Here is a 23,273-nt window from a genome sequence, read left to right on the forward strand (position 1 = left end):
ATGACACAAGCTCTGCCCAATGACAGCCCGCCCAAGTCTCCGATCAAATCGGGACCGCGGACCAAGTTTCTAGAGCGCAGCAACTACCGCCAACGCCGTTTTCGTGATGCAGCCCGCTGGTTGCCGCTGTTCGGCGCGGTCTTTATGGTTTTTCCATTGATGTGGCCGCGCGAAACGCCGGATCAAAGCCTGACCAGCACCAGTATGATCTACCTTTTTGCGCTTTGGGTTATTCTGGCTGTCTTGGCGTTCGTGCTGAACCGTGTTTTGCGGGTTTCAGATACCATCGACGGGAGTGAAAGTACGGATGAGCGGGGCAGCGAATGATTTCGTTTAACCTGCTGGTCCTTGTGTCGCTGCTCTATGTCGCGTTCCTGTTCATTGTGGCCTTCGTGGCGGAACGGCGGGCGGCGTTGGGTAAAACCGGCTGGCTGCGATCATCTGCGATTTATACGCTTTCGCTCAGCATCTATTGCACGGCTTGGACGTTTTATGGCGCAGTGGGCTACGCCGCCAGATCGGGGCTGGAGTTTCTGACAATCTATCTAGGTCCGACGCTGGTCATGATCGGCTGGTGGTGGTTGGTCCGTAAACTTGTGCGGATCGGGCGGGCGCAACGCCTGACCTCTATTGCGGACTTGATTTCATCGCGATTTGGCAAGTCTACAGGGCTTGGGATGATGGTAACGGTGTTGGCGATTGTTGGCATTACACCTTATATTGCACTGCAACTTCAATCCGTTACACAATCTATTGCGGTGTTCGCCGCGAGCAGTGGAGAAATCTGGGCCCAGCGTGATTTAGATGGTGCCGCGATGTGGGTCGCGGTTGGTCTGGCTGTTTTCACAGTGGTCTTCGGTACGCGAAATCTGGATGCCCATGAACGTCATGACGGGATCGTTTTGGCCATCGCCGTGGAGGCCGTGGTTAAACTTTTTGCGCTCATCGCGGTCGGTGTCTTTGTGGTTTGGGGCGTTGCTGGCGGTGTTGGCGCGACGATGGATTTGATCGATGCCTCGGCGCAGTCGCAATGGGCTCCAAGCCCAAGCAGATGGATCGGCCTTATCTTTGTGTCTGGTGCTGCATTCCTATGTTTACCGCGGATGTTTCAAGTGCTTGTCGTTGAAAACTCGGACGAGCGGGCCTTGGGAACCGCCAGTTGGGCGTTTCCGACCTATCTGATGTTGATGAGCCTTTTTGTGGTACCGATTGCGGTTGTCGGCTTGGATCTGATGCCGGAAGGGTCAAACCCCGACCTTTTCGTAGTGACCTTGCCCCTCAGCGAGGGGCGCGAAGGACTGGCGATCCTTGCGTTCTTGGGGGGCTTCTCTTCGGCGACGTCAATGGTGATCGTTGCAACGCTGGCCTTGGCCACGATGGTAAGTAACCACATCGTGGCCCCCAGCTGGCTGACGTCCCGCACAACCGGTGCCGCCGTAAGCGGTGACGTCCGTGGAGTCGTGGTCGCATCGCGGCGCATTGCGATTGGGGTCATTATGGCCTTGGGCTACATCTACTTTCGCCTGTCCGGTGGCGGGACGGCCCTTGCGGCGATCGGCTTGGTGTCCTTCACAGGGATTATGCAAGTTCTTCCGGCGATGATTGGCGGCGTCTTTTGGCGCGGGGCGAACCGTTGGGGCGCAGGGGCAGGGATTGCCATTGGGTTCGCGATTTGGGCGTGGACGCAGTTCTTGCCCAGTTTTGGTGTTGATGGGGTGATCTCTCAGGCGGTTTTTGACAACGGTCCTTTCGGGATCAATTGGCTGCGGCCACATGCGTTGTTCGGGATCGATGGTATCGATCCGTTGGTGCATGTGGCGTTCTGGTCGATGTTGCTAAATTCGGGCGCGGTGGTTCTGGTGTCGGTTTTGACGTTCCCGAACCCGCTTGAACGTCTGCAAGGGGCGCAGTTCGTCAATGTCTACGACTATTCCAGCGATGCTCGCGTATGGTCGCAATCTGCAGCCCAAGCCGAAGACTTGCTTGTCATGACCCAGCGCATTTTGGGCAGCGCTGAGGCGCAGGCGGTTTTCCGAGCCGAGGCGCAGATGCAAGGCAAATCGGGGTTTCTGCCGGACGTGACGCCAGATTTCATTGGGAAACTGGAACGCGAAATGTCTGGTTCTATCGGGGCCGCGGCGGCCCATGCGATGATCGGCCAGCTGACGGAAGGTGCGACAGTGTCCGTCGATGATTTGATGGCGGTGGCCGATGAAACCGCGCAAATTGTTGAATATTCCAACCAGCTCGAAGCCAAAAGCGCCGAACAAGAACGAACGGCCCGCGCGCTGCAAGAAGCCAACGACAAGCTGACGGCGCTGTCGATCCAGAAGGATGCCTTCCTGAGCCAAATCAGCCACGAATTGCGCACCCCGATGACGTCGATCCGATCTTTCTCGGACATTCTGCGCGACGGCGAAGTCGATGGCGACGCGCGTCGGCGGTTTGCGGGGATCATCCACGATGAAACAAATCGCCTAACGCGCCTGCTTGATGATTTGTTGGACTTGGGCGTTTTGGAAAGCGGGCAGGTGCAGTTGAACATCGCTGAGGGCCGTTTGGCGGATGTCCTTGACCGCGCTGTGCTGGCGTCGGGCATTGACGAGACGCGGGTTTCGATCTCGCGGCGTGCAAACGCAGAGGCGGTAACGTTGTCGACCGATCTAGAACGCTTGTCGCAGGTGTTTATCAACCTGATCAGCAATGTCGCCAAGTATTGTGATGCGGATAAGCCTGAACTGCGGATCATCGTGCGCCCCATGGAGGGGCAATTGGTCGTTGATTTTTGTGACAATGGCACGGGCGTCCCGGAAGAAAGCCAGTCTGTGATTTTCGAAAAATTCTCGCGCCTTGAGGACGAAGGTAAAGCGGGCGGTGCGGGGCTTGGTCTTGCGATTTGCCGCCAGATCATGACTGCCATTGGTGGTGGGATCGCCTACCTTCCCGGGCAAGGTGGCGCGGCCTTTCGGGTCACGATCCCAACGGCGTGAACTTCCATCACCAATCGGTTAAATCCTGAGGAATATTAGCAGGTTGGTAACCTTGATTGAGTTATGAAAGGCTATGCAATGCCAAGTAGGACATCATCATGGATAGGATAAACCCAATTCTCTCCCGAAAAATGGGTCTTACGCCGCCTGACGCGGCCCCCTCGACCGAAGAGCCGACGCCAGATTCGCCGGTCCGGCAAATGCGGCGCGCTCTGGCACGGGCAATGGATGAAACTGTCGGTCTGTCCGCATCTGTCAGCAGTGTCGCCGAAGAAGACAGCGAAGCCGAAAGCCTGATTGAAGACGGGCCTGATGATTGGATCGTATTGGGGCTTCGCGAGGGTGCAAGCGCGGGGTTGTCTGGTGTCTTTCTGATGGATCCGCCGCTGCGATCTGCATTGGTTGAAATGCAAACGATGGGCTATCTTCTGCCCGTGGCGTCAGACCAGCGCAAGGTGACACGCACCGATGCAGTGATGAGCGTTCCGTTTGCGGATAAGTTCCTCAAAGAACTGGCAGATGCGGGGTTTGGGCAGGATGACTTTGATATGGCAGCCTTTGACATCGGCCCGATGGAGGACTTGCGCACGGCTGGATTGATGATGGCTCAGGGGACCTATCGTGTTTGGCGGGTGTCGATCCATATCGCAGGAGGCGACCATCACGGTGAAGTTCTGATTGCCCTGCGCCCCAAGGTCGACAAGGCTCCTGTTTCCGAGGCCCGCGGGGGGGAATGGGCCACAAAACTACGCGCTGCCCTTGAAGAGGCGCACGCAGAGCTAGATGCGGTGTTGACGAAGTTTTCAATGCCGATCAGCAAGATTGAACGCTTTGAGGTGGGCCAGCTGTTGACCCTTGCTGGCACAACCGTTGGATCGGTGACGTTAACAGGCCCCGCCGGTGAGGCCGTTGCAACTGCTCGGTTGGGGCAAGTCGCCGGCAAACGCGCGGTGCGCACCGAAGTAATGGATATGCAATTGCAGGATGACACGCCAAAACCCGCAGCGATCCAAAACCCCTCGGACGGGCGACCGAGGTCGAGCAAGGGTGATCTGGCCTCTGAGATGGTCGAAGGCTAGGGCCGTGCGCAGCTCAGCCTTGTTGGGCAAGCATGTCCAACTGGCCACGCATTTGGCTGAGATTGTAGCCGTTGTTTGCGGCGATCTGCACAATCTCGTCCGTTTCGATCTGACCAGCTTGCCCCAAGGCCCAAACAATCGTGCTGCGATTGCCTGAAGCGCAATAGGCTAGAACCGGGCCAGCCGATGCGGCAATGGCTTCTTTTTGGGCCGCAACCGTTTCAAGCGTGAGCGTCGCGTGGGACACGGGAAGGGTCACCAATGTGATGCCAGCGGCTTCGGCGGCATTCTTCATCGCATCGTTTTGATGGGACGGCGGGTTTTCTTCGTCGGGCCGATTGTTAATCACCGTTTTATATCCAGCTGCAGCGATTGCAGGCAGGTCTTCGGGATTGATTTGTGGCGACACAGCGTAGGCGGGGGTAAGTGGGCGAATATCCATAGGGGCTTTTTAGGTGGCGCTGCCCGTGGCGTCCAGTGGTCACATTTGGGCGCGGTCTGAAAACTGGGGCTTTCCCTTTCGTAAAAGGACCTGCATTCTGGGGCAAACCTGTACGGTGGTCCGTGCAGTGGCGGTTGCACGAAGGTGGGTACATGGCAAAGTTGGTTAGGTTTCGGGTCTTGGACGGTGTCGCCGTCGTGACGCTGGACGCGCCGCCCGTAAATGCCCTGTCTGGTGCCATGCGCGCAGGCCTGTGGGACGTTTTTACTCGTATCAACAGCAATGATGACATCAAGGCGGGCGTTTTGATGGCGGCGGGCCATTTGTTTTCAGCTGGCGCGGATATTCGGGAATTTGGCGGCGCGGTGCGGGATCCATCATTGCGACAGCTTTGCGATCTTATTGAGGGCTGCGCGAAACCTGTTGTCGCGGCCATTCAAGGCCAAGCGTTGGGCGGCGGTGCGGAATTGGTGTTGGCGGCGCATTACAGGCTGGCCACGCCAGACGCGCGGATTGGTCTGCCAGAAGTCGCGCTGGGCCTCGTGCCGGGGGCAGGCGGCACCCAAAGGCTGCCACGCCTGATCGGGCCGGAACGCGCGCTTCAGATGATGATTTCGACCAATTCAATCGATGCGGGCTCCGCGCAGCGGGCCGGTTTGGTCGACGGTATCGTTCAAGGCGATCTTGGCTCCGGGGCAATTGCCTTTGCGAAAGGCCTGATTGAAAGCGGAAAAGGCGCCCGTCCAACCCGCGCCAACCGAAGCCACCTGCGCGATGGTCGCGCCTATCAAGCGGCCATTTCAAAGGCCCGCACCGCTTTGGTGAGCAATCCACTTCATGCGCCGCATCGGGTTGTCGAATGCGTTGAGGCCGCAGCCCTGTTGCCGTTCGAGACGGCGATGGCGCTTGAAAGTGACGCCTTTGACCGCTGTTTGGCGCACCCGCAATCCTTGGCCTTGCGCCATGTATTTATGGCGGAGCGTAGAATTGACGATGCATTGATAGAACGCGACGGAGTCGCCTTTAAACCCGTCGTGCCGATTGGAAAGGCCGTTGTTTTACGTCTTCGCAAAGCAATGCGCACGGCCGCTGAAGCTCTTGTGAAACACGGGCAATCTGAGGCCGAGATCGACGCGGCAATGGTCGCATATGGCTTTCGCAAGGGCCCGTTCGGTGGACGGGATGCCAGTGTCGCAAATGACGCGATTTCACGGCGTCTGATCGGGGCCCTTGTCGTGGAAGGGTCACATTGCGTCGAAGAACAAGCGGTGCAGCGTCCAGCCGATATTGACGCTTTGGCGGTTCACGGGATCGGGTTTCCGCGTCGAAACGGTGGGCCCATGCGGGCGGCACAGTCGATGGGGCTTATCGGGGTGCGCAGTGATTTACGGGATTGGGCACAAGAGTCTGACATCTGGGCCGCGCCTGAGCTGCTGGACGCTGCGATCAAAGATTCCAAAGGGTTCGATGCGTTAGCCTAAAATGACGCCGACCACGACGCACATCAAACCAAGAACCGACAACAAGAACGCGCCAAGGTTCAACGGCAGCACGGCTTGAATTTTCGCGCGCAATTCCTCGTCTGTTTCACTGCTTGCCTTGGCGCGGCGTACTTTTACGACACTCCAGATGATGCCGATGATCCCGACCAAGGACAGTAGTGCGCCAATTCCAACAAGTAGTTCCATCTTCGCCTCCGCAGTGATGGCGCTGCGTATCGTGTCAGCATCACGCACGCAAGCGCTTGCCGAGGTGGACAGGGGCGGTTAGGGAAGGGGCCGACCCTATTCATGTACACCCAGATGAGGCCCGATATGTCCGATATGTCTTCCGATACCAGCTACCGCGTAACAGCCGACGAATTGCGTCAGTTCATCGAACGGATCGAACGTCTGGATGCTGAGAAAAAAGACCTCGCTGAGCAACAAAAAGAAGTCATGGCAGAAGCGAAGGGCCGCGGTTACGACACCAAAGTCATGCGCAAGGTCATTGCACTGCGCAAGCGCGACCAGAACGATATCGCCGAAGAAGAAGCGGTGTTGGAAATGTATAAAGAAGCGCTTGGTATGTAGGGCGCATTTCTGTGAGCTCGTTCAGAGCGTCACAGTGCCTTTTATCAAAATATTAGTATGCCCACCGATGCGGATTTCCCCTGCATCGTTGGGGATTACGTGAACGCGGCCAGTGCGGTGAATACAGCTGCCTTGCGCCACGACATAGGGCTGGCGCACGCGGCCCTGTGATTGCAGCCAATGGGCCAGTGCGGCATTCAATGATCCAGTGATCGGGTCCTCATGGGCGCCGCGTTTGAGGTCAAACATCCGAACTTCAAACGCCACATCGCCTTTGGCATGGGGGGCGATCAAGCCAACGGCGAACCCGTTCAAGCAGTCGTCTGCCACGATCTTGCTCGCATCCAAATCAAGTAGATCACTGGCATCGGCCAATTCCAAAACATGCCAAACAGGACCGTTGTCCAAGACCGCACCGCTACGCACATGTGCTGCATCAAATCCGAAGGCTTCAACCAGCGCATCCAAGATGCTTTCAGGTAGCTTCGAAATCGCCGTAGGGGGCGCCACAAACGCAGTTTGATCACCGGTCAGGTCAATGTCGACAATCCCCACACCGCAGTTCTGACGTATCACACCACCCGCCTTTGGGGTGTTACCGGCCGCAAGCCAACAGGTCGCTGTGCCCAAGGTCGGGTGCCCCGCGAACGGCAGTTCACGTTGCGCCGTGAAAATACGAATGTCGTAGTCTGCATCAGGATGACTGGGCGGGCGAACGAACGTCGTCTCCGCGAGGTTCGTCCAGCGTGCAAATCCCTGCATGGCCGCATCATCCAAACCGTCACCATCAAGCACCACAGCCAGCCCGTTGCCGCCCGTCGGCGTTGTGCTGAACACATCGCACTGCATGAAAGGGCGGGAATTAAGGGGCAATGAAGGTCACCCCGTCCATCCGTTCGATACGATAAACGTCATCATCATAACCGGCGGTTAATGTGGCCACGGTGTCCTCGGTCCAACCGGGGAGGTCGATTTCGTCCTCGACCTCATCTTCAAGCGCGTACTTTTCGAGGAAGGCAGCGATGATCCGCCGTTTTTGCGATTCCGTCTGTGGCGGGTTCGCGCGCAGATAGCTCACAAATTTCTTCATTCCGTCGGGGCTCATGATCGCGCTCAGCAAATCGAAACCACCTGTGATTTTCACCAATGGATCAATGCCACCGAGTTCTCGGATCAGCTGCGCCCAAATCATCGGAGTATCTTCATTACACCACACTGTAACTGTCGCCTTGGGCAGGATTTTTCGGATACGTGCGATCAAATCAGACCATCGCAATTGCATCGGATCAAAGCCGTTCAGAAACGACTCAAGGTCATCGACTTTCGAGTCGCCAAAAACAGCGGGAATAAACGTCGCGGGATTCCGAATCCCGAGGAAAACTTCGATTTCATCTTCGGGAAAGAGGCTGGCCAAGCCCGTAAGCTTGTCTTCCGCTAACGCGTAAAAGATACCGTCCTCAAAAATACGGCGATGCACACACATGAACTGCGCATGGCTCATCACAAGCCGATTGCATTGCTCGTCGTCAAGAATCGCATCCAGCAAGATTTCGCGCGTGTCAGGGGCGGGTGATTTTCCGTCAAGCGATTGAATTGTCTCACGAATAAGGCGTCTGTACTTTCCTGGTCCTGGGACCTTCACACCTTGGTTCGCAAAGGTGTCTGCGTTCTTGAGAACAGATTTCAACAAGCGATCCTGATCGGTGCAGTTGGCGCCGATGTGATAGACAATTTGCATAAATTTGAGCCTGCTATTTGAACTGTTTACTGTTGAAAACAAGCATACGGGGGAATTGACAGCAGTGGAACCTGCGATGATGTGAGAAAAACGTCAAAGACCCTCTTGCGCGTCCCGAAACTCTCCCTTAAACGACCGCCCAGTGCCCCTATAGCTCAGCTGGTAGAGCAACTGATTTGTAATCAGTAGGTCCGCGGTTCGAGTCCGTGTGGGGGCACCATTTATCTATAAATTTCAAATACTTATGACGTGCGAGCATTCGTCTGGAAGTTGCGCCGAAAATCCGGAAGCTTATCCTCATTCTGGTAGCAAACTTTATACTGCTCAGCAAAAATGCCTATTCTCAGTCATTCATTTTTTCGATCTTGTCGCTCTGCGCACTATATTTTTCTATCTTGTAAATACCACCGGTTCAGGAAACCGAGAACCTGCAGCATGTTGCTATCCCGCTTGGGATTTTCGGGATATTTGCCGCTTTGTTCATTGATAGAATATTGAAAAATAACGAAAAATCTCAGGCTTCATCGCGTGAAGGATCGTCAAACGTGCATAAGCCTTCTATCGGCGAAGGGTTGTACTCGCATTACATTTTTGTGCTTTGGATACTTGGGACTGGATCAGTCTTAAGTATGATCGCATTTCGTCCCGACAACCGCATTGAGATCGAATTTGTTTCTGCCTTTGTTGCCGTGGCCGTGATCTACATTTGTTTGGTACCGTTGGAATTCTTGGCGCTGTCTCGCACTGATAGAGAACCAGAAGACCACGGAAATGCGATTTCTCCAAGAGACACGACTTTGTCTCTTGTTACGTCAGCGCTGTTCATCGCATGTCTTTTTGCTCTGTATCTCTTGGCGCTCATTCAAGACGTTTCCTTGGACGTCTGAGTTGGGGCAACAAACACAGCGCGGGAAATTTTACGACACAGGTATCGGGGCAGGGCAGCAAACAAACACCGTGCTACCATAAGCTATGCTGCTCATTTCGGACGTTCGATATGGCTCGTTGAACAGCGAACAACGGCGTAGAACCCACGGTGTGGAGTGAAGTGAAGGCCTGATATTGGGAAACCATTACAGAAAATGGCGACATCACGCCAAGGAACGAGCCCAAGACCAGATGTCCTAATTCAGAATACAATCGCGCGCCGAGACGTTAATTTTTAACAGTTAGCCAGAGTAAAGTTGAGCGATTTCATAGGGCTGCTGAACGTCAACGACCCGTTGCTGATCATAGGCAAAGGCCTGCGCGATTTCGGCCAATGCGGAGATTGCGATTAGATCGGCATTTCGCAGGGATGGCACAAGACCAATTGGCCCCGTGATCCGTTGCAAATCCTGTTCGCAAACCCCCATGTTCGCCAACTGGGAGAGACGGGCAGCGTGTGTTCGTGTGCTTCCTAACGCACCAATGAATCCAGCGGTGGTGCCCAAGGCAGCAACAAGGAACGCGGGTTCCCAATCATGATCGTGAAACAGAGTTAAGAAGCCACTGGTCGCGTCCAGATCAAGGTTGATGGCACCTTGCTGGGACGTCACATGCGTTGGGGGCGTCAGACAGTAGGGTAGGACGGCATCAAGATCATGCAGATCGGGGGAAAAGCCCGTCACATCAAGTCCGATGGCATGTGCAACTTTGGCGGTCGCGCGGAAAATTGCGCCCCGCCCTGCAAGGGTCAAGGCAACTTTGGGTTGATAGGCGATCGTGATCGCATCTGTCCCCTGATTGGGGTCTGAGCAGGGATAAAATGTAAGCGTAGCAGGGGTGCGGGCCAGCAATGCCGTGTACGCTTCCATGAGTGCTACGGTGTCGGGGGCAGGGTCGATCCAAATTGACAAAGACCCACCACAGGGCAAGGTCAAATCATGGAACGGCGATCCATCCCCGTACCGCAACATGCGGGCTGTCCCCGACTGCAAACACTCCAGCGCCTGAAGTAGTATATCCTGATCAATGCATCCGTTGGACATATAACCTGTCATCTCGCCCTCATCATTGACGACAGCCAATGATCCTAGATCACGTGCGCTGCCGCCTTTGATGTCCACAGACGTTATCAGCACAAACCTCTGCCCTGACCGGACATAGGCCGCAACCTGTGCTAAAACGTCGACCGCGTGGTCTTGATATGTGATGGGGTTAGCCAACCGTTTCGCCGTCCAGCACTTCGGCAAATTTCTTAAAGAACTTGGCCGCGAGCTTTTTGGCAGTGCTTTGGATCAGGCGGCTGCCCAGTTGCGCCAATTTACCGCCGATCTGCGCCTTGGCGTCATAACTCAGGATTGTTGTGTCACCGTCCGCAACCAGTGTAACGTCCGCTCCACCTTTCGCATGGCCCGCAGCACCGCCATTGCCCTGTCCTGTTAAGGAAAACGCGTCGGGTGCGCCGCTTTTGTCCAGTTGGACGTCTCCGCTGAACCGTGCTTTGACTGGGCCAACTTTCAGTACGATCTTTGCTTCAAGTTCAGTATCGGAGTGTTGGATCAGTTCTTCGCACCCAGGGATGCATTCGCGAAGGATGTCGGGATCGTTCAATGCTTCGTAAACACGTTGCATTGGCGCATTGATGATGATTTCGTCTTTAAGTTCCATGTTTTCGCTTTCTAACAGCAGGGGAATTTGACGGATGCTAGTGTTTCCACTTGCTCCGGTGAGAGGGCCCATTTTTGACGATAGGCTTGGAAAAGGCTGCGTAATTTTCTCATGTCAGATCCTTTAATGTTGTTGATTTATTGAAGGTTTCAAACGCGGTTGGCGTATCGATGTCATTGAAGAATCCAGGTTGAGTCATTGTGTGGTGTTGGGCCAGTTCGGGATGGTCGCGGGTGAATTTCCCACAACCTGGATTGGCTTGATCTGCCAACAATCGAGCCTGCATGACTGCAGGAACAACGACAGGATTCCCCCGTGTCGTACCTTGGTAAGGGATTGAAATCTTCTGAACGTCGCCCGCCAAATGCGCCGCAATCAATGCACGCAGATCGCCACCCGTTAGGTCTGGCTGATCGCCAAGACCGATCAGATAGTGGCCTGCGCCCCGTGCCTCAAGAAGCCCCGCCCGGACTGAAAACGGCTGCCCCGCCTCGAAATTTTCATTGTGTACGATGTGCACATCCAGACCCTGCAGCGCGGCTTCAATCCGTTCGTTCTCATAGCCAGTGACAACCCAAACCCGTTCGTTGACTACGGACAAATAGGTTTCAACGACGTGGCGGATCATCGGCTTTCCGTGGGTTGGCAACAGTAATTTGTTGCGATCTCCCATGCGTCGCGACAGACCTGCCGCTAGGATTATCGCGCCAAAACTATCCATTTTGGGCAACCTTTGCCAAACGATCACGTTTGACCTGCGTGAGTTCCGCAAGGATCGACAACGCGATTTCGGCCGGTGTAACAGCGCCGATGTTTAACCCAGCGGGCGCACGGACAGCGGCGATTTGCGCGGGATCGGTACCCGCCGCGATCAGCTTTTCGGTAAGGCTTGCGAACTTTTTGGAGCTGCCGACAAATGCGACGTAATCAACAGGTTCAACCAGCCCCGTCTTCAATGCAGCGAGATCACCTTGGCCTTGCGTCGCAATCACAAGATAGCGGGCGCGATTAGGTGTGCGTTCGTCCAAAGGGGCATCCACGCCAACAGGGGCGACGGCCCATCCAAACTGTGGGGCAAGCTCTAACAGTTTCCCCGCCACGGGGGAGTCCCCAAAGACCAGTAGATCAGGCGTCGGAAGGTAAGGTTCGATAAAGATGTCGATGGTGCCTTTGGACGGGCATCCGTTGCGTGCAAATCGGACACCATCAACGTCATCGCCCGCCCGCACGCCTTTTTCCTTCAGGTCTTCTTCCGGAGCGACCGAGATGAATTGCGGTTGCCCCGTCGCATAGGCCCGCAAAGTCGCGTCCCTGATCGCACCGCGCACGCAACCTCCGCCAAGCCAGCCTTCTAGGATCGTGCCATCTTCGCGCAGCAGCGCTTTGGCACCGGGTTTGGCTGAGGTGGTTCCGGCGGTGCGCACAATCGTGGCGATGGCGAAACAGTCTTCGCCTTCGTTCAATCCATGGTCTGTGATCTGTTTAGGTGTCATAGCCGCTCCATTTCGGTTTCAAGCGCGGCCAAGTCACCCAACGTGTTGGCTGCGCGAAACAGATCCAGATGTGGCAAGGCACCAGCCATTGCGCGGGCTGTCGGCGCATAGTCATCCCAGCCTTTGAGGGGATTCAGCCAGATAAGTTTACAGCCGCGCTTTTTCAAACGAACGAGCGCGTCGGAAATTCCGTCAGGGGACGCGGTGTCATAGCCGTCCGACAAGATGATCACGACCGTGCGGTTATCGACAAACCGGCGGCCATATGTGTTTGCGAAAGTTTCAAGGCTTTCAGATATCTTTGATCCGCCCGCGAACCCTTCCGCCAACAAAGACAGACGCGCCAAGGCCCGCAGCGCATCTTTGTCGCGTAAGGCTTCGGTTATCCGCACAAGGCGCGTGTGAAAGAGGTAGGCATCGGCGCGAGGATCGGCGCGCATCAGGCCGGCAAGAAATGCAAGAAAAATACGGGAATAGACAGTCATCGATCCCGACACATCGCAAATCGCCGTAATCCGCATCGTGCGATCCGGCCGCCGACGTTTGGGCAGCGCGAAGGGGTCGCCACCCGTCGCAAGGCTTTGCCGCATGACTTTGCGAAAATGGATTTGATCGCCTTTACGGGCGGCTTTGCGACGACGCGAACGGCGATCACGCAAGGCAGCGCCAAGGCGTAGCGCGATCTTTTCAGCCTCGGCAATATCCTCGGGTTGGACAAGCTCGCGCAGGTCTTTCTTGAACAGGTTGGCGACGTCAGTCGCGACCAGCTTGCCTTCGCCATCGCTTTGCGCTTCGCCGTTGCCTCCATCTGGGGCGGTTAGGTCGCCGGCGCCGCTGCTGTCTTCGCCGCGTGCCTCGCGGTTGGAATGTACGTTTTCGTTCTGGCTCGGGGTTGCCGTGGTTGTCACTCGGGTTTTAACCCGCCCGCCATTCATCCAAAAACTGTTGAATAGCGCGTCAAACTGGGCGGCCTCTTCGGCGCAACCTGTGAAAACGGATTTCAGTGCGCGGCGCGTATCATGCGGGTTGGCTGCGTCTATGAAGGTGAGCGCGTCTAGCGCCATACCTGTTTCCCCGACGCCCAACCGCAAGCCATTGTCGCGCAGATGCGCCACAAATCCAGCCATGCGGGCTGCAGGCCCGGGGTCTCGGGCTGCGAATTTAGTCACAAGGCTCATGCGGCTTTTCCGGCTAAGCGTTGTGCGATTTCCGTCGGGATCGCATCGCGGTCCATTTGCGTTTTCAGCAATGTCGTCAGTGTCGCCTGCAATGTCGTAGGATCATCCGTGAGATCCGCAACACCCAGCCCCATCAACGCCGCCGCGAAGTCGAGCATTTCTGCGATGCCCGGCTTTTTCTCCAACTCTTGTTTACGCAAAGCTTGAACGAAACCGACGATTTGCGCGCACAACCGATCCGTAATGTCGGGGTAGCGCGTAACCAAAATGGACAATTCGGTTTCATGATCGGGGTAGGGGACATGGGCGTAAAGACAACGGCGACGCAGCGCGTCGCTGAGGTCGCGGGTGCCATTGGCGGTCAGGATCACAATCGGGCGTGTGGTCGCTGTGATCGTCCCCATTTCAGGGATCGTAATCTGAAACTCTGACAGGATTTCGAGTAAATAGGCCTCAAATTCCTCATCCGCGCGGTCAATTTCATCGATCAGCAACACGGGTGCCTTTTCTTGTCGGATTGCCTTTAGCAAAGGCCGTTCCAATAGGAACTCGTCCGAAAAAATACGTGCCTCTACGCTTTTGCCCGTTTCGCCGTCTTCAGATGCCGCGCGAATTGCCAGCAATTGGCGTTGGTAATTCCATTCATAAATTGCTTGGGCGGCGTCCAGCCCTTCGTAACACTGCAATCGGATCAGTTGCGTGTTTTCGGTTGCCGCCAGCACGCGGGCCACCTCGGTTTTACCGACACCTGCTGCTCCCTCAAGCAACAAAGGCCGTCCAAGAGACAGTGCCAAATGCAGCGCCATCGCCAGATCGCCCGAGGCAATATACCCCTGATCGGCCATAGCCGTTTGCAACGTTTTCCAAGTCATTGTTGTCCTCCCAGACGATGCGGGCCGCGCAGATCGCCGCCCGCATCAAACCTTTAGTCGTGCATGCCTAGATCGTTGGCTGTCTGCCAAATGCGCCAGTGGTCGTGGGGCATATTGGTGTGACGGTTGCCAAACGGGCGGAACGCATCCTGCACCGCATTCGAGAAGCACGGAACACCGCCAACATGCGGGCTTTCGCCCACGCCTTTGGCCCCAATAGGGTGGTGCGGGCTTGGGGTGACGGTGTAATCCGTTTCGTAGTTTGGAACTTCCCATGCCGTTGGCAGGAAGAAGTCCATCAACGTCCCCGTTTTGACATTGCCCATGTCGTCATAGGCAATCTCTTGGCCCAGTGCGACGGCGAGGGCTTCTGTCAGCCCTCCATGGATTTGCCCTTCGATGACCATTGGATTGATCCGCGTGCCGCAATCATCCAGCGCATAGAAGCGGCGGATTTCCGGCACGCCCGTATCGACGTCGATGTCCATGACGCAGACATAGGCGCCAAACGGATAGGTCATGTTCGGCGGATCGTAGTAGCTGACCGCCTCAAGCCCAGGTTCTAGACCAGGAATGGCTTGATTGTAAGCAGCGTAGGCGATGTCTTTCATCGTCTTGAACTGCTCAGGCGATCCTTTGACGACGAAGCGGTCCACGTCGAATTCCACGTCGTTGTCGTGAACTTCGAGCAAATACGCCGCGATCATCTGTGCCTTGGCACGGATTTTACGCCCTGCCATTGCTGCCGCTGCACCCGCAACTGGAGTGGAGCGGGACCCATATGTGCCCAGACCGTAAGGTGCTGTATCGGTGTCACCTTCCTCAATCGTGATGCTTTCGGCGGACAGGCCAATCTCGGTCGCAAGGATTTGCGCGAAGGTCGTGGCGTGGCCTTGGCCTTGGCTGATCGTCCCCAGCCGCGCAACGGCAGACCCTGTCGGGTGGATGCGGATTTCGCAGCTGTCAAACATACCCATCCCAAGGATGTCGCAGTTCTTGACAGGTCCCGCGCCAACGATTTCGGTGAAGAATGACAAACCGATGCCCATGACCTTACGGGTTTTGCCTGCCTTGAAATCCTCAACCCGTTGAGCTTGCTCAGCACGCAGACCTGTATAGTCAACGGCCAGTAGCGCCTTGTCCCACGCAGTTTGATAGTCGCCGGAGTCGTATTCCCAACCAAGTGCTGCGGTATAGGGGAACTGTTCCTTCTTGATGAAGTTGATCGAACGCAGTTCTGCGGGGTCCATGTTTAACTCAATCGCAAGGACTTCGATCATGCGTTCGATGAAATACACAGCTTCCGTGACGCGGAACGAACAACGGTAAGATACGCCCCCCGGGGCCTTGTTGGTGTAAACACCATCGACGCCCAGATAGGCGACGGGGATGTCATAGGACCCCGTACAGATGTTCATGAAACCCGCTGGGAATTTGGTCGGGTCAGCACAGGCATCAAATGCGCCGTGGTCAGCGGTGACGTGGCAATGCAGGCCGGTAATCTTGCCCTCTTTGGTAGCGCTGATCTTGCCCTTCATCCAGTAGTCACGCGCGAAGGCGGTGGACATCAGATTTTCCATCCGGTCCTCGACCCACTTCACAGGGACGCCCGTCACAATCGAGGCGACGATGGAGCACACATAGCCCGGATAGACACCGACCTTGTTGCCGAACCCGCCGCCAATATCGGGGGAAACGACACGGATGTTGTGCTCCTCAATACCTGACAGCAGTGATGCAACCGTGCGCACGACGTGTGGTGCTTGGAAGGTCCCCCACAGGGTTAATTTGCCGTTCACCTTGTCCATCGACGCTACAGATCCACAGGTTTCAAGCGGGCACGGATGGGTGCGGTGGTAATACATCTCTTCGGTGGCGACGACTTCGGCGTTGTCGATCACCTGATTGGTGGCTTCTTCTTCGCCCGCTTCCCAAGTGAAAATATGATTGGGATGCTTACGAGGACCGTGGGCACCGTTGGGGATTGAACCGTCTTCGGCCACCATATCCTCACGCAGTACCACGTCTGATTGCAGTGATTTGAACGGATCAACGATCACTTCAAGTTCTTCGTAATCCACTTCGACCAGCTCAACCGCGTCGGCTGCGATATAGCGGTCATTGGCCACAACGAACGCTACTTCCTGACCTTGGAACAGCACTTTTCCGTCGGCGAGCACCATCTGTTTGTCGCCCGCCAGAGTCGGCATCCAGTGCAGGTTTAGCGGTTCTAGGTCTTTGGCTGTCAGCACGGCAACAACACCGGGCAACGCCATCGCGGCGTCGATGTTGATCGATTTCACCCGTGCGTGCGCATAGGGCGACCGTACGAAATCGCCGTGCAGCATGCCCGGTAATTTGATGTCGTCGACGTAATTGCCTTTGCCTTGGGTAAAGCGTGCGTCTTCAACCCGCTTGCGTGAACACCCCATGCCCTTAAGGTTTGCGACCCGTTCGTCGCGTGTGATTTCGTCCTTCATTGTGCCGCCTCCTTGGATGCGTTCAACTCAGACGCCGCTGAGAGAATTGATTTCACGATGTTCTGGTAGCCCGTGCAGCGGCAGATGTTGCCAGCGATGCCAAAGCGGACATCTTCCTCGGTTGGGTTAGGGTTTTCTTCCAGCAATTTGGCTGCGCGCGTGATCATGCCCGGCGTGCAAAAACCGCACTGGAGGCCGTGATGCTCTTTGAAGTTCTCTTGCAAGACGTGCAACGCGTCGGGGGAACCGAGGCCTTCGACAGTAGTAACCTCAGCGCCATTGGCTTGCGCCACAAAGACGGTGCAGGATTTAACGGACTTGCCGTTCATCGTAACCGTGCAGGCCCCACAATGGGAGGTCTCGCAGCCCACGTGCGGCCCTGTGATATTAAGCTTTTCACGCAGCGCATAGATCAGCAGCTCGCGTGGTTCAGCAAGGAATTCGTGGTCCTCACCGTTAACGTTAAGTTTGACGTGCATCTTGTTTGACATAGTTTTTTCTCCCTTACGCCCGTGACCAAGCGCGCGCGATGGCGCGGCCAAGGACGACACCAGCGGCGTGGCGTTTGAATGCGACGGGGCCGCGGTTGTCTTCGGTTGGATCGATGTCGTCCAGCATGGCGGTGACGGCTGCCTTTACGGCCACCTCATCGCAAGTCGAACCAACAAGAGCGGTGCCCGCGTCTTCGGACCAGACCGGCGTATCGCTGAGGTTGGTCATAGCGATTGAGGCCGCAGAAACTTTGCCACCCTCTTTAAAGATTTGTGCGGCAGCAGCGGCCGTCGCATAATCGCCGATCTTGCGCTTTTGCTTTTCATAAGCGAAGCCACCGACGGGGGCTGCAAAGCTCACAGCAGTCAGGACCTCTTCGTCCTCGCGGTCGGTCATATAGGCTGCCTCGTAGAAATCGCGCGCATCGACCACGCGGTCCCCATCAGGGCCAACAAGGTGAAACTGTGCGTTCAGGCACTGCATCAGGCCAGGCATGTCGTTGCCAGGATCCCCGTTTGCAACGTTGCCACCCACGGTGCCCATGTAACGAACCTGTGGGTCTGCAATTTGCAGCGCTGCCTCTTTCATGATGGGGGCAGCTTTTTCCATCTCGGCAGAATTAATAATCTCGTGTTGGGTTACCATCGCCCCGATGGTGATGGAGCCGCCTGAGATGGCGATCTCGCTCAGACCTTCAATGGCTTGAAGATCAATCAGATGTGGCACCTCGGCCATCCGCAACTTCATCATGGGGATCAGGCTGTGCCCGCCCGCCATGACGCGTGCGTCGTCTCCGTGTTCTTGGAGCAAGGCTATTACGCCCGCCATATCCGTGGGCCTATAGTATTCAAACGCTGCTGGTATCATCGCTTCACCTCCCGTTTCCGCAATCATGTGTCAGGAGGACAGGTTGTACGCAGTCGTATGCAGTGGCTTGCGTTATTGAACGAAATGATCGGGTTTTTTCACGAAATGCGCCTAGGGTTGCACGAAGTGCGAAATGCTAAAGGCCAAGTACGTCGCGCACACCCTTGAGGTGGGAACGACTGACGGGGACCGAAGGCAATTGCGGCGATGCGAAGCGGCAAACGCCCGTATCTTTGAGCCGTTCAAAGTCGTTGACCATAGCAGGGTTCACCAAATAGCTGCGATGGGTTCGAATAAAACCAGCCGCTTCCAATCGTGTGATCGCCTCTGTAATCGGCCAACCGCAAAATTGCTTTGCGTCGGCGGTAAAAACGTTGGTGTAGTGCCCTTCGGCCTGAACAAATGCGACCTGTTCTGAGGCGATCAATTTCGTGACGCCATTGTGGTCGCACGGAATGCGTACGGTTGCTGGGGCCGGATTGAATACAGGTTCAGTTGTCTTTGGTTGTTGTACGGCAAGAGGGGGAGGGGCTGGTGTCCCCGCCGTGGGTGCAAAGAACGTCACCCCCATCCAAAGGAACGCGCCAAAAATGACAAAGCTGGAAAGAATGACACCCATCGCGAGCGTTTCATTGCTCATCACAGGGCCAAATTCGTGCATCGTCGGAACGGCAATGAAATTTGTGCCTGCCATCGCGGCAAAATGAACAGCGCTTACGGCCGTCCCAAAGCACAGCGTTCCCAATAGAATGTTGCGATTGGTCCGGCGGCCATAGGCAATCCAGAACGCGGCGATACAAAGTCCCACGGCAGAAACGACGGCCAGTAAAATCCCAAGCGGCGTGTAAACGGCGCGGCACAATTGAAGGCCTGCCATTCCGATATAATGCATCGCCAGTATGCCACAGCCAACCAATGCTCCTGCGGCTGACAGGGTAAAAGGCGTCCGTTCGCGAAAGTGAAGTAACAGCAAAGCCGTTCCCACAATCAAAATTGCCAACAGCGCGGACGCGAGTGTTATCGCCGCATCGTAATAAAAAAGGATGGGCATCTGAATGCCGAGCATGGCCACAAAATGCATCGACCAAATGCCGCCCCCTAGGGCGATAGACGACATCGCGATCGATACCTTTCGACGTGCCACACTTTTCGTTGAAAGATCTTTGGACAACGTCAAACCCGTAAAGCCAGCGACAAGAGCAACGATGATAGAAGCCAAGACAAGAGCGGTATTGTTGGTGGTGTCTAAAAATTCCATTCTGGTTGATGGCATCAAATTTCAAACAAATCAAACGGGCAAACACCGCGTCCACATCAATCCCGCGTCATCCGCCTTGTTTGCCTGACGACATACTAGTAGCGCAACAGGTAATGGATTTGCGATTAATTTTCGGGCGAACTGCAGTTTATTGACTGAAAATTAGGCAAGCCTCTTGGGGGTCGCGTGTTTTCTAGCGCGATGCGTTGCCTTGCTGCGGTGCGGCGTCAAGTCTCGCCCTGCCTCTTGATGAGGGGCATGAGTGCCAAGCGAGGGCGCGATCCTGGAAGATAACAACCCTCGCATGGCTGCAACAATAAGCTGCGGCAATAGGGATACCGTGGTTTTCGCCTTTCGAACAGGCGTAACTATCGGGCCAAGACCGCGGCCGAATTCCAAATGGGGGAACGATCCTTTGAAGACGTCCACAAAACTTCTTTCTACTCTTTCAACGATGACCTTGATTGCTGCTGGCAGCAGCGCGATGGCGCAAGACTGCACCATCAAGGTTGGCGTTTTGCACTCGCTGTCCGGTACAATGGCGATTTCCGAAACAACTTTGGCTGACACCATGCAAATGCTTGTCGCCACACAAAACGAAGCAGGCGGCGTTCTGGGCTGTGAACTGGAAGCGGTCGTTGTTGACCCTGCATCCGACTGGCCACTGTTTGCTGAAAAAGCTCGTGAGCTTTTGACTGTGCACGAAGTCGACGTGATCTTCGGCAACTGGACATCGGTGTCCCGTAAATCTGTTTTGCCAGTTATCGAAGAACTGAACGGCCTTCTGTTCTACCCAGTTCAGTACGAAGGCGAAGAGTCCTCACGTAACGTATTCTATACCGGTGCCGCACCAAACCAGCAGGCCATTCCGGCTGTCGATTATTTCCTCGAAGAGCTGGGCGTAGAGCAATTTGCGCTTTTGGGGACAGACTATGTCTATCCTCGCACCACCAACAACATTCTCGAAAGCTACTTGATTTCAAAGGGTATCGCGCCAGAGAATATCTTTGTGAACTACACACCATTCGGTCATTCTGACTGGGCAACGATTGTTGGTGACGTTGTAGCGCTGGGCGCAGACGGCAACCAAGTTGGCGTAATCTCGACAATCAACGGTGATGCGAACGTCGGTTTCTACAAAGAATTGGCTGCTGCCGGCGTTTCTGCTGACGACATCCCAGTTGTTGCGTTCTCTGTTGGTGAAGAAGAGCTGTCCGGCTTTGACACATCCGAGCTGGTTGGCCACTTGGCTGCATGGAACTACTTCATGTCCGCTGACACCGAAGCCAACACGCAGTTCATCGCTGATTGGCAAGCCTACACTGGCGACGACACACGCGTCACAAACGACCCAATGGAAGCCCACTACATCGGTTTCAACATGTGGGTGAACGCAGCAGAAGCAGCTGGAACCGTTGAAGTCGACGCCGTTCGCGCAGCAATGTACGGTCAGGAATTCCCGAACCTGACAGGCGGCACAGCCGTAATGTTGCCAAACCACCACCTGTCCAAGCCAGTTCTGATTGGTGAGATCACAGCGGACGGTCAGTTCGACATCATCAGCCAGACAAGCGAAGTTCCAGGTGATGCATGGACAGACTACTTGCCAGAATCTGCGGTCCTTGTTTCCGATTGGAAAGACCTCGGTTGCGGCATGTACAACACCGAAACTGAAACATGCGTTCAGCTGACATCTAACTACTAAGATGCGTTTTGGGCGGGCGGGGCAGGTGCCTCGCCCGCTTCACGACCAATGAAAGAATACCCAATGCTGCGACTTCTGCTCGCGTGCCTGTCCCTGTGTGTGGCCCTCGTTTTGGCCCAACCCGTTCAGGCGCAAACCCTCCAAGACGTTTTGCAAAACAATGCAGAGGCCGTTGCCAAACCCTCCCGCCGCACAGTTGATGATGTTATTGCCGCCTTGGTTGCGTCCTCGGCCACTGGCATTCCTGATTTCCTAGAAGGATGGCGCGCCAAAGAGATTTGGCAGCGCGACGCCGACGGTTTGTTTTTCCGCGCTGTAGAAGACGGGGATGGTTTGATCCTTACCGATCTGGACACCGCAGAGGTCACGACCGTTGCCGATGATGACGGATTTAGCCAAGCCAAACCCAATGCAGGCGTGCGCCGCGTGATCAGCAGCGCTTTGGTTCAATTCCTGCTGTCTGACCCTGACATCACCCGCCGCCAGTCCGCGCTTGATGCGATTGGCCGCGATCCGTCGGGGGATCAGCTTGCGCCACTACGGGCCAGCCTTGAGGGCGAGCCAGATGCAGATATCCTTGCGCGCAAACAACAGCTTGAACGCCAGCTAACGGCGCAGTTTGATGAAGACCCAGCCGCGCGGATTGCAGCGATCAATGATCTGTCAGGTGACGTCAGCGTCGAAGTGCGCGGTGTGATCAGCCAAGTTCTGGCCACACGCCAATTCGTGGCCGTTGATGTTCCTGAGGGCACAAACCTCGCTCGGATCCTTGAGGTCGGGGAAAACCTGTCAGCTGATGATGCGTATCAACAACTGGTTGAAGCGGACCTCGCACCCGCAACCGTTTCCCTTGATGATGTTGTCGCAACGCTTACGGCACAAATTTCAAACGGGCAGGTGGCTGGTGTGGACGTGTCCACGCTCGACACTGACGACGCACGCATCGCCGCCTATGAAACCTTGGTGGCCAGCGGTGACGCACCTGCGATTATTTTGCCAGATGAACGCGCGGCAGCGATCAGTGCGCATACGTTCTACCTCGCCTATACCGAAGAGAATGCCGATATCACGGGGGCCGCCGAAGACGCGCAATCCGCGATTGCGGGGTATCTTGGGGCTGGTCAAACGATCGATCTTACGATGGATGCCCTGTCGCTGGCATCGATCTATTTTCTCGCAGCAATTGGCCTTGCGATTACGTTTGGCGTGATGGGGGTCATCAACATGGCCCACGGCGAATTCATAATGATGGGGGCCTATGCTGGCTACGTCGTGCAGCAGGTTGTGCCAAATTACACGTTGTCGATCATCATCGCGCTGCCCGTCGCCTTTGCGGTGACCTTTGCAGCTGGGGTTGCGATGGAACGCTTGGTCATCCGGCATCTCTATCATCGACCGCTGGAAACCTTGCTTGCCACGTTTGGTATCGCAATCGTCCTGCAGCAACTGGCCAAGAACATTTTTGGCACGCAGGCCCGTCCACTTACGTCACCTGACTGGTTGGCTGGCGCTTGGGTGGTCAATGATGTGATCCAGATCAGCTATATCCGTATCGCGATTTTCGTTTTGGCGCTGCTGTTCTTGGGGCTGATCTTGTTCATTCTGAAACGCACTCGGCTAGGGCTAGAAGTCCGCGCCGTGACCCAAAACCCCGGCATGGCCGCGAGCATGGGCATCAACCCTGATCGCATCAATATGCTGACGTTCGGGCTTGGGTCTGGCATCGCAGGGATCGCAGGGGTTGCCATTGGGCTTTATGCCAAGGTGACATCTGAAATGGGTGCGGATTACATCGTGCAGTCTTTCATGACAGTCGTTGTTGGCGGTGTCGGTAACGTCTGGGGCACGCTTGCTGGTGCGTCGCTGATCGGGTTCACCCAAAAGGGGATCGAATTCTTCAACCCATCCAACACGTTGGCGGCACAGACCTATATGATCCTGTTCGTGATCCTGTTCATCCAATTCAGACCCAAGGGTATTGTTGCCCTCAAGGGTCGTGCGGCGGGGGACTAGAT

22 protein-coding genes and 1 tRNA gene are annotated in these 23,273 nt (G+C 55.6%); 9 read left to right on the plus strand and 14 right to left on the minus strand.

All coding sequences use genetic code 11. The features are described from left to right. The 3 genes from KO486_RS07240 to KO486_RS07250 all read left to right on the plus strand — a co-directional run bounded on the left by KO486_RS07240 (window position 1) and on the right by KO486_RS07250 (window position 4,069). The gene (locus KO486_RS07240) at window positions 1-327 is read left to right on the plus strand and encodes a hypothetical protein (RefSeq protein ID WP_216036578.1); all 327 of its coding nucleotides are present in this window, start codon (window positions 1-3) and stop codon (window positions 325-327) included. Further along, window positions 324-2,990 carry an ATP-binding protein gene (locus KO486_RS07245; RefSeq protein WP_216036579.1) on the plus strand — a complete coding sequence of 889 codons (2,667 nt, stop codon included), beginning with the start codon at window positions 324-326 and terminating at the stop codon, window positions 2,988-2,990. Before KO486_RS07240 ends, KO486_RS07245 begins: the two co-directional genes overlap by 4 nt. Window positions 2,991-3,088: 98 nt before the next feature. Next, complete coding sequence (locus KO486_RS07250; protein ID WP_216036580.1) at window positions 3,089-4,069, plus strand: FliM/FliN family flagellar motor switch protein; 981 nt, start codon at window positions 3,089-3,091, stop codon at window positions 4,067-4,069. 13 nt (window positions 4,070-4,082) lie between these two features. Here the strand turns inward: KO486_RS07250 and KO486_RS07255 are convergent, their stop codons facing one another. Continuing rightward, entirely contained in the window at window positions 4,083-4,511 is a 429-nt protein-coding gene (locus KO486_RS07255) for a TIGR01244 family sulfur transferase (protein ID WP_216036581.1), read from the minus strand. Between the two features lie 152 nt (window positions 4,512-4,663). Between KO486_RS07255 and KO486_RS07260 the strand changes: the two genes are divergently transcribed. Further along, window positions 4,664-5,992, plus strand: coding sequence for an enoyl-CoA hydratase-related protein (locus KO486_RS07260; RefSeq protein WP_216036582.1), 1,329 nt, complete (start codon window positions 4,664-4,666; stop codon window positions 5,990-5,992). Here KO486_RS07260 and KO486_RS07265 read toward each other — a convergent pair. Next, window positions 5,984-6,199: a hypothetical protein gene (locus KO486_RS07265; protein WP_216036583.1), complete on the minus strand. Its 216-nt coding sequence runs from the start codon at window positions 6,197-6,199 to the stop codon at window positions 5,984-5,986. The genes KO486_RS07260 and KO486_RS07265 overlap by 9 nt on opposite strands. A gap of 126 nt (window positions 6,200-6,325) precedes the next feature. Here KO486_RS07265 and KO486_RS07270 point away from each other — a divergent pair, with 126 nt between their 5' ends. Continuing rightward, window positions 6,326-6,583 (plus strand): DUF2312 domain-containing protein, encoded by a 258-nt coding sequence (locus tag KO486_RS07270; protein ID WP_216036584.1) that lies wholly within the window; start codon window positions 6,326-6,328, stop codon window positions 6,581-6,583. A gap of 21 nt (window positions 6,584-6,604) precedes the next feature. Here KO486_RS07270 and KO486_RS07275 read toward each other — a convergent pair whose 3' ends face one another. Continuing rightward, on the minus strand, window positions 6,605-7,432 hold the full coding sequence (locus KO486_RS07275; protein ID WP_216036585.1) for a PhzF family phenazine biosynthesis protein: 828 nt from the start codon (window positions 7,430-7,432) through the stop codon (window positions 6,605-6,607). Between the two features lie 13 nt (window positions 7,433-7,445). Continuing rightward, entirely contained in the window at window positions 7,446-8,321 is an 876-nt protein-coding gene (locus tag KO486_RS07280; RefSeq protein WP_216036586.1) for a hypothetical protein, read from the minus strand. A 144-nt stretch (window positions 8,322-8,465) separates the two neighbouring features. Here KO486_RS07280 and KO486_RS07285 point away from each other — a divergent pair. Then, window positions 8,466-8,541, plus strand: a tRNA-Thr gene (locus tag KO486_RS07285). Window positions 8,542-8,866: 325 nt separating this feature from the next. Next, window positions 8,867-9,208, plus strand: a complete 342-nt coding sequence (locus KO486_RS07290; protein ID WP_216036587.1) for a hypothetical protein — start codon at window positions 8,867-8,869, stop codon at window positions 9,206-9,208. Window positions 9,209-9,490: 282 nt separating this feature from the next. Here the strand turns inward: KO486_RS07290 and KO486_RS07295 are convergent, their stop codons facing one another. The 10 genes from KO486_RS07295 to KO486_RS07340 all read right to left on the minus strand — a co-directional run bounded on the left by KO486_RS07295 (window position 9,491) and on the right by KO486_RS07340 (window position 19,553). Next, window positions 9,491-10,468 carry an XdhC family protein gene (locus KO486_RS07295; protein ID WP_216036588.1) on the minus strand — a complete coding sequence of 326 codons (978 nt, stop codon included), beginning with the start codon at window positions 10,466-10,468 and terminating at the stop codon, window positions 9,491-9,493. Beyond that, the gene (locus KO486_RS07300; RefSeq protein WP_216036589.1) at window positions 10,461-10,913 is read right to left on the minus strand and encodes a carbon monoxide dehydrogenase subunit G; all 453 of its coding nucleotides are present in this window, start codon (window positions 10,911-10,913) and stop codon (window positions 10,461-10,463) included. Before KO486_RS07300 ends, KO486_RS07295 begins: the two co-directional genes overlap by 8 nt. A 109-nt stretch (window positions 10,914-11,022) precedes the next feature. Continuing rightward, window positions 11,023-11,634: a nucleotidyltransferase family protein gene (locus KO486_RS07305; protein WP_216036590.1), complete on the minus strand. Its 612-nt coding sequence runs from the start codon at window positions 11,632-11,634 to the stop codon at window positions 11,023-11,025. After that, entirely contained in the window at window positions 11,627-12,406 is a 780-nt protein-coding gene (locus KO486_RS07310; protein WP_216036591.1) for an XdhC family protein, read from the minus strand. The genes KO486_RS07305 and KO486_RS07310 overlap by 8 nt, the downstream gene beginning before the upstream one ends. Beyond that, window positions 12,403-13,584 (minus strand): VWA domain-containing protein, encoded by a 1,182-nt coding sequence (locus KO486_RS07315; protein WP_216036592.1) that lies wholly within the window; start codon window positions 13,582-13,584, stop codon window positions 12,403-12,405. The genes KO486_RS07310 and KO486_RS07315 overlap by 4 nt, the downstream gene beginning before the upstream one ends. After that, window positions 13,581-14,456, minus strand: a complete 876-nt coding sequence (locus KO486_RS07320) for a MoxR family ATPase (RefSeq protein ID WP_216036593.1) — start codon at window positions 14,454-14,456, stop codon at window positions 13,581-13,583. The genes KO486_RS07315 and KO486_RS07320 overlap by 4 nt, the downstream gene beginning before the upstream one ends. A gap of 53 nt (window positions 14,457-14,509) precedes the next feature. Further along, window positions 14,510-16,936 carry an aerobic carbon-monoxide dehydrogenase large subunit gene (locus KO486_RS07325; RefSeq protein ID WP_216036594.1) on the minus strand — a complete coding sequence of 809 codons (2,427 nt, stop codon included), beginning with the start codon at window positions 16,934-16,936 and terminating at the stop codon, window positions 14,510-14,512. Then, window positions 16,933-17,427, minus strand: a complete 495-nt coding sequence (locus KO486_RS07330) for a (2Fe-2S)-binding protein (protein WP_216036595.1) — start codon at window positions 17,425-17,427, stop codon at window positions 16,933-16,935. The genes KO486_RS07325 and KO486_RS07330 overlap by 4 nt, the downstream gene beginning before the upstream one ends. 13 nt (window positions 17,428-17,440) lie before the next feature. Beyond that, window positions 17,441-18,295 (minus strand): xanthine dehydrogenase family protein subunit M, encoded by an 855-nt coding sequence (locus tag KO486_RS07335; RefSeq protein ID WP_216036596.1) that lies wholly within the window; start codon window positions 18,293-18,295, stop codon window positions 17,441-17,443. A 136-nt stretch (window positions 18,296-18,431) separates the two neighbouring features. Next, window positions 18,432-19,553 (minus strand): MHYT domain-containing protein, encoded by a 1,122-nt coding sequence (locus KO486_RS07340; RefSeq protein WP_216036597.1) that lies wholly within the window; start codon window positions 19,551-19,553, stop codon window positions 18,432-18,434. A gap of 454 nt (window positions 19,554-20,007) precedes the next feature. Here KO486_RS07340 and urtA point away from each other — a divergent pair, with 454 nt between their 5' ends. Both urtA and urtB read left to right on the plus strand, forming a co-directional pair. Then, window positions 20,008-21,258 carry an urea ABC transporter substrate-binding protein gene (gene urtA / locus KO486_RS07345; RefSeq protein ID WP_252734675.1) on the plus strand — a complete coding sequence of 417 codons (1,251 nt, stop codon included), beginning with the start codon at window positions 20,008-20,010 and terminating at the stop codon, window positions 21,256-21,258. 63 nt (window positions 21,259-21,321) lie between these two features. Further along, window positions 21,322-23,271 carry an urea ABC transporter permease subunit UrtB gene (gene urtB, locus KO486_RS07350; protein ID WP_216036599.1) on the plus strand — a complete coding sequence of 650 codons (1,950 nt, stop codon included), beginning with the start codon at window positions 21,322-21,324 and terminating at the stop codon, window positions 23,269-23,271. The last annotated feature ends 2 nt before the right edge of the window (window positions 23,272-23,273 follow it).

This window comes from Octadecabacter sp. B2R22, assembly GCF_018861045.1.
In the GTDB taxonomy this organism is placed as follows: domain Bacteria; phylum Pseudomonadota; class Alphaproteobacteria; order Rhodobacterales; family Rhodobacteraceae; genus Octadecabacter.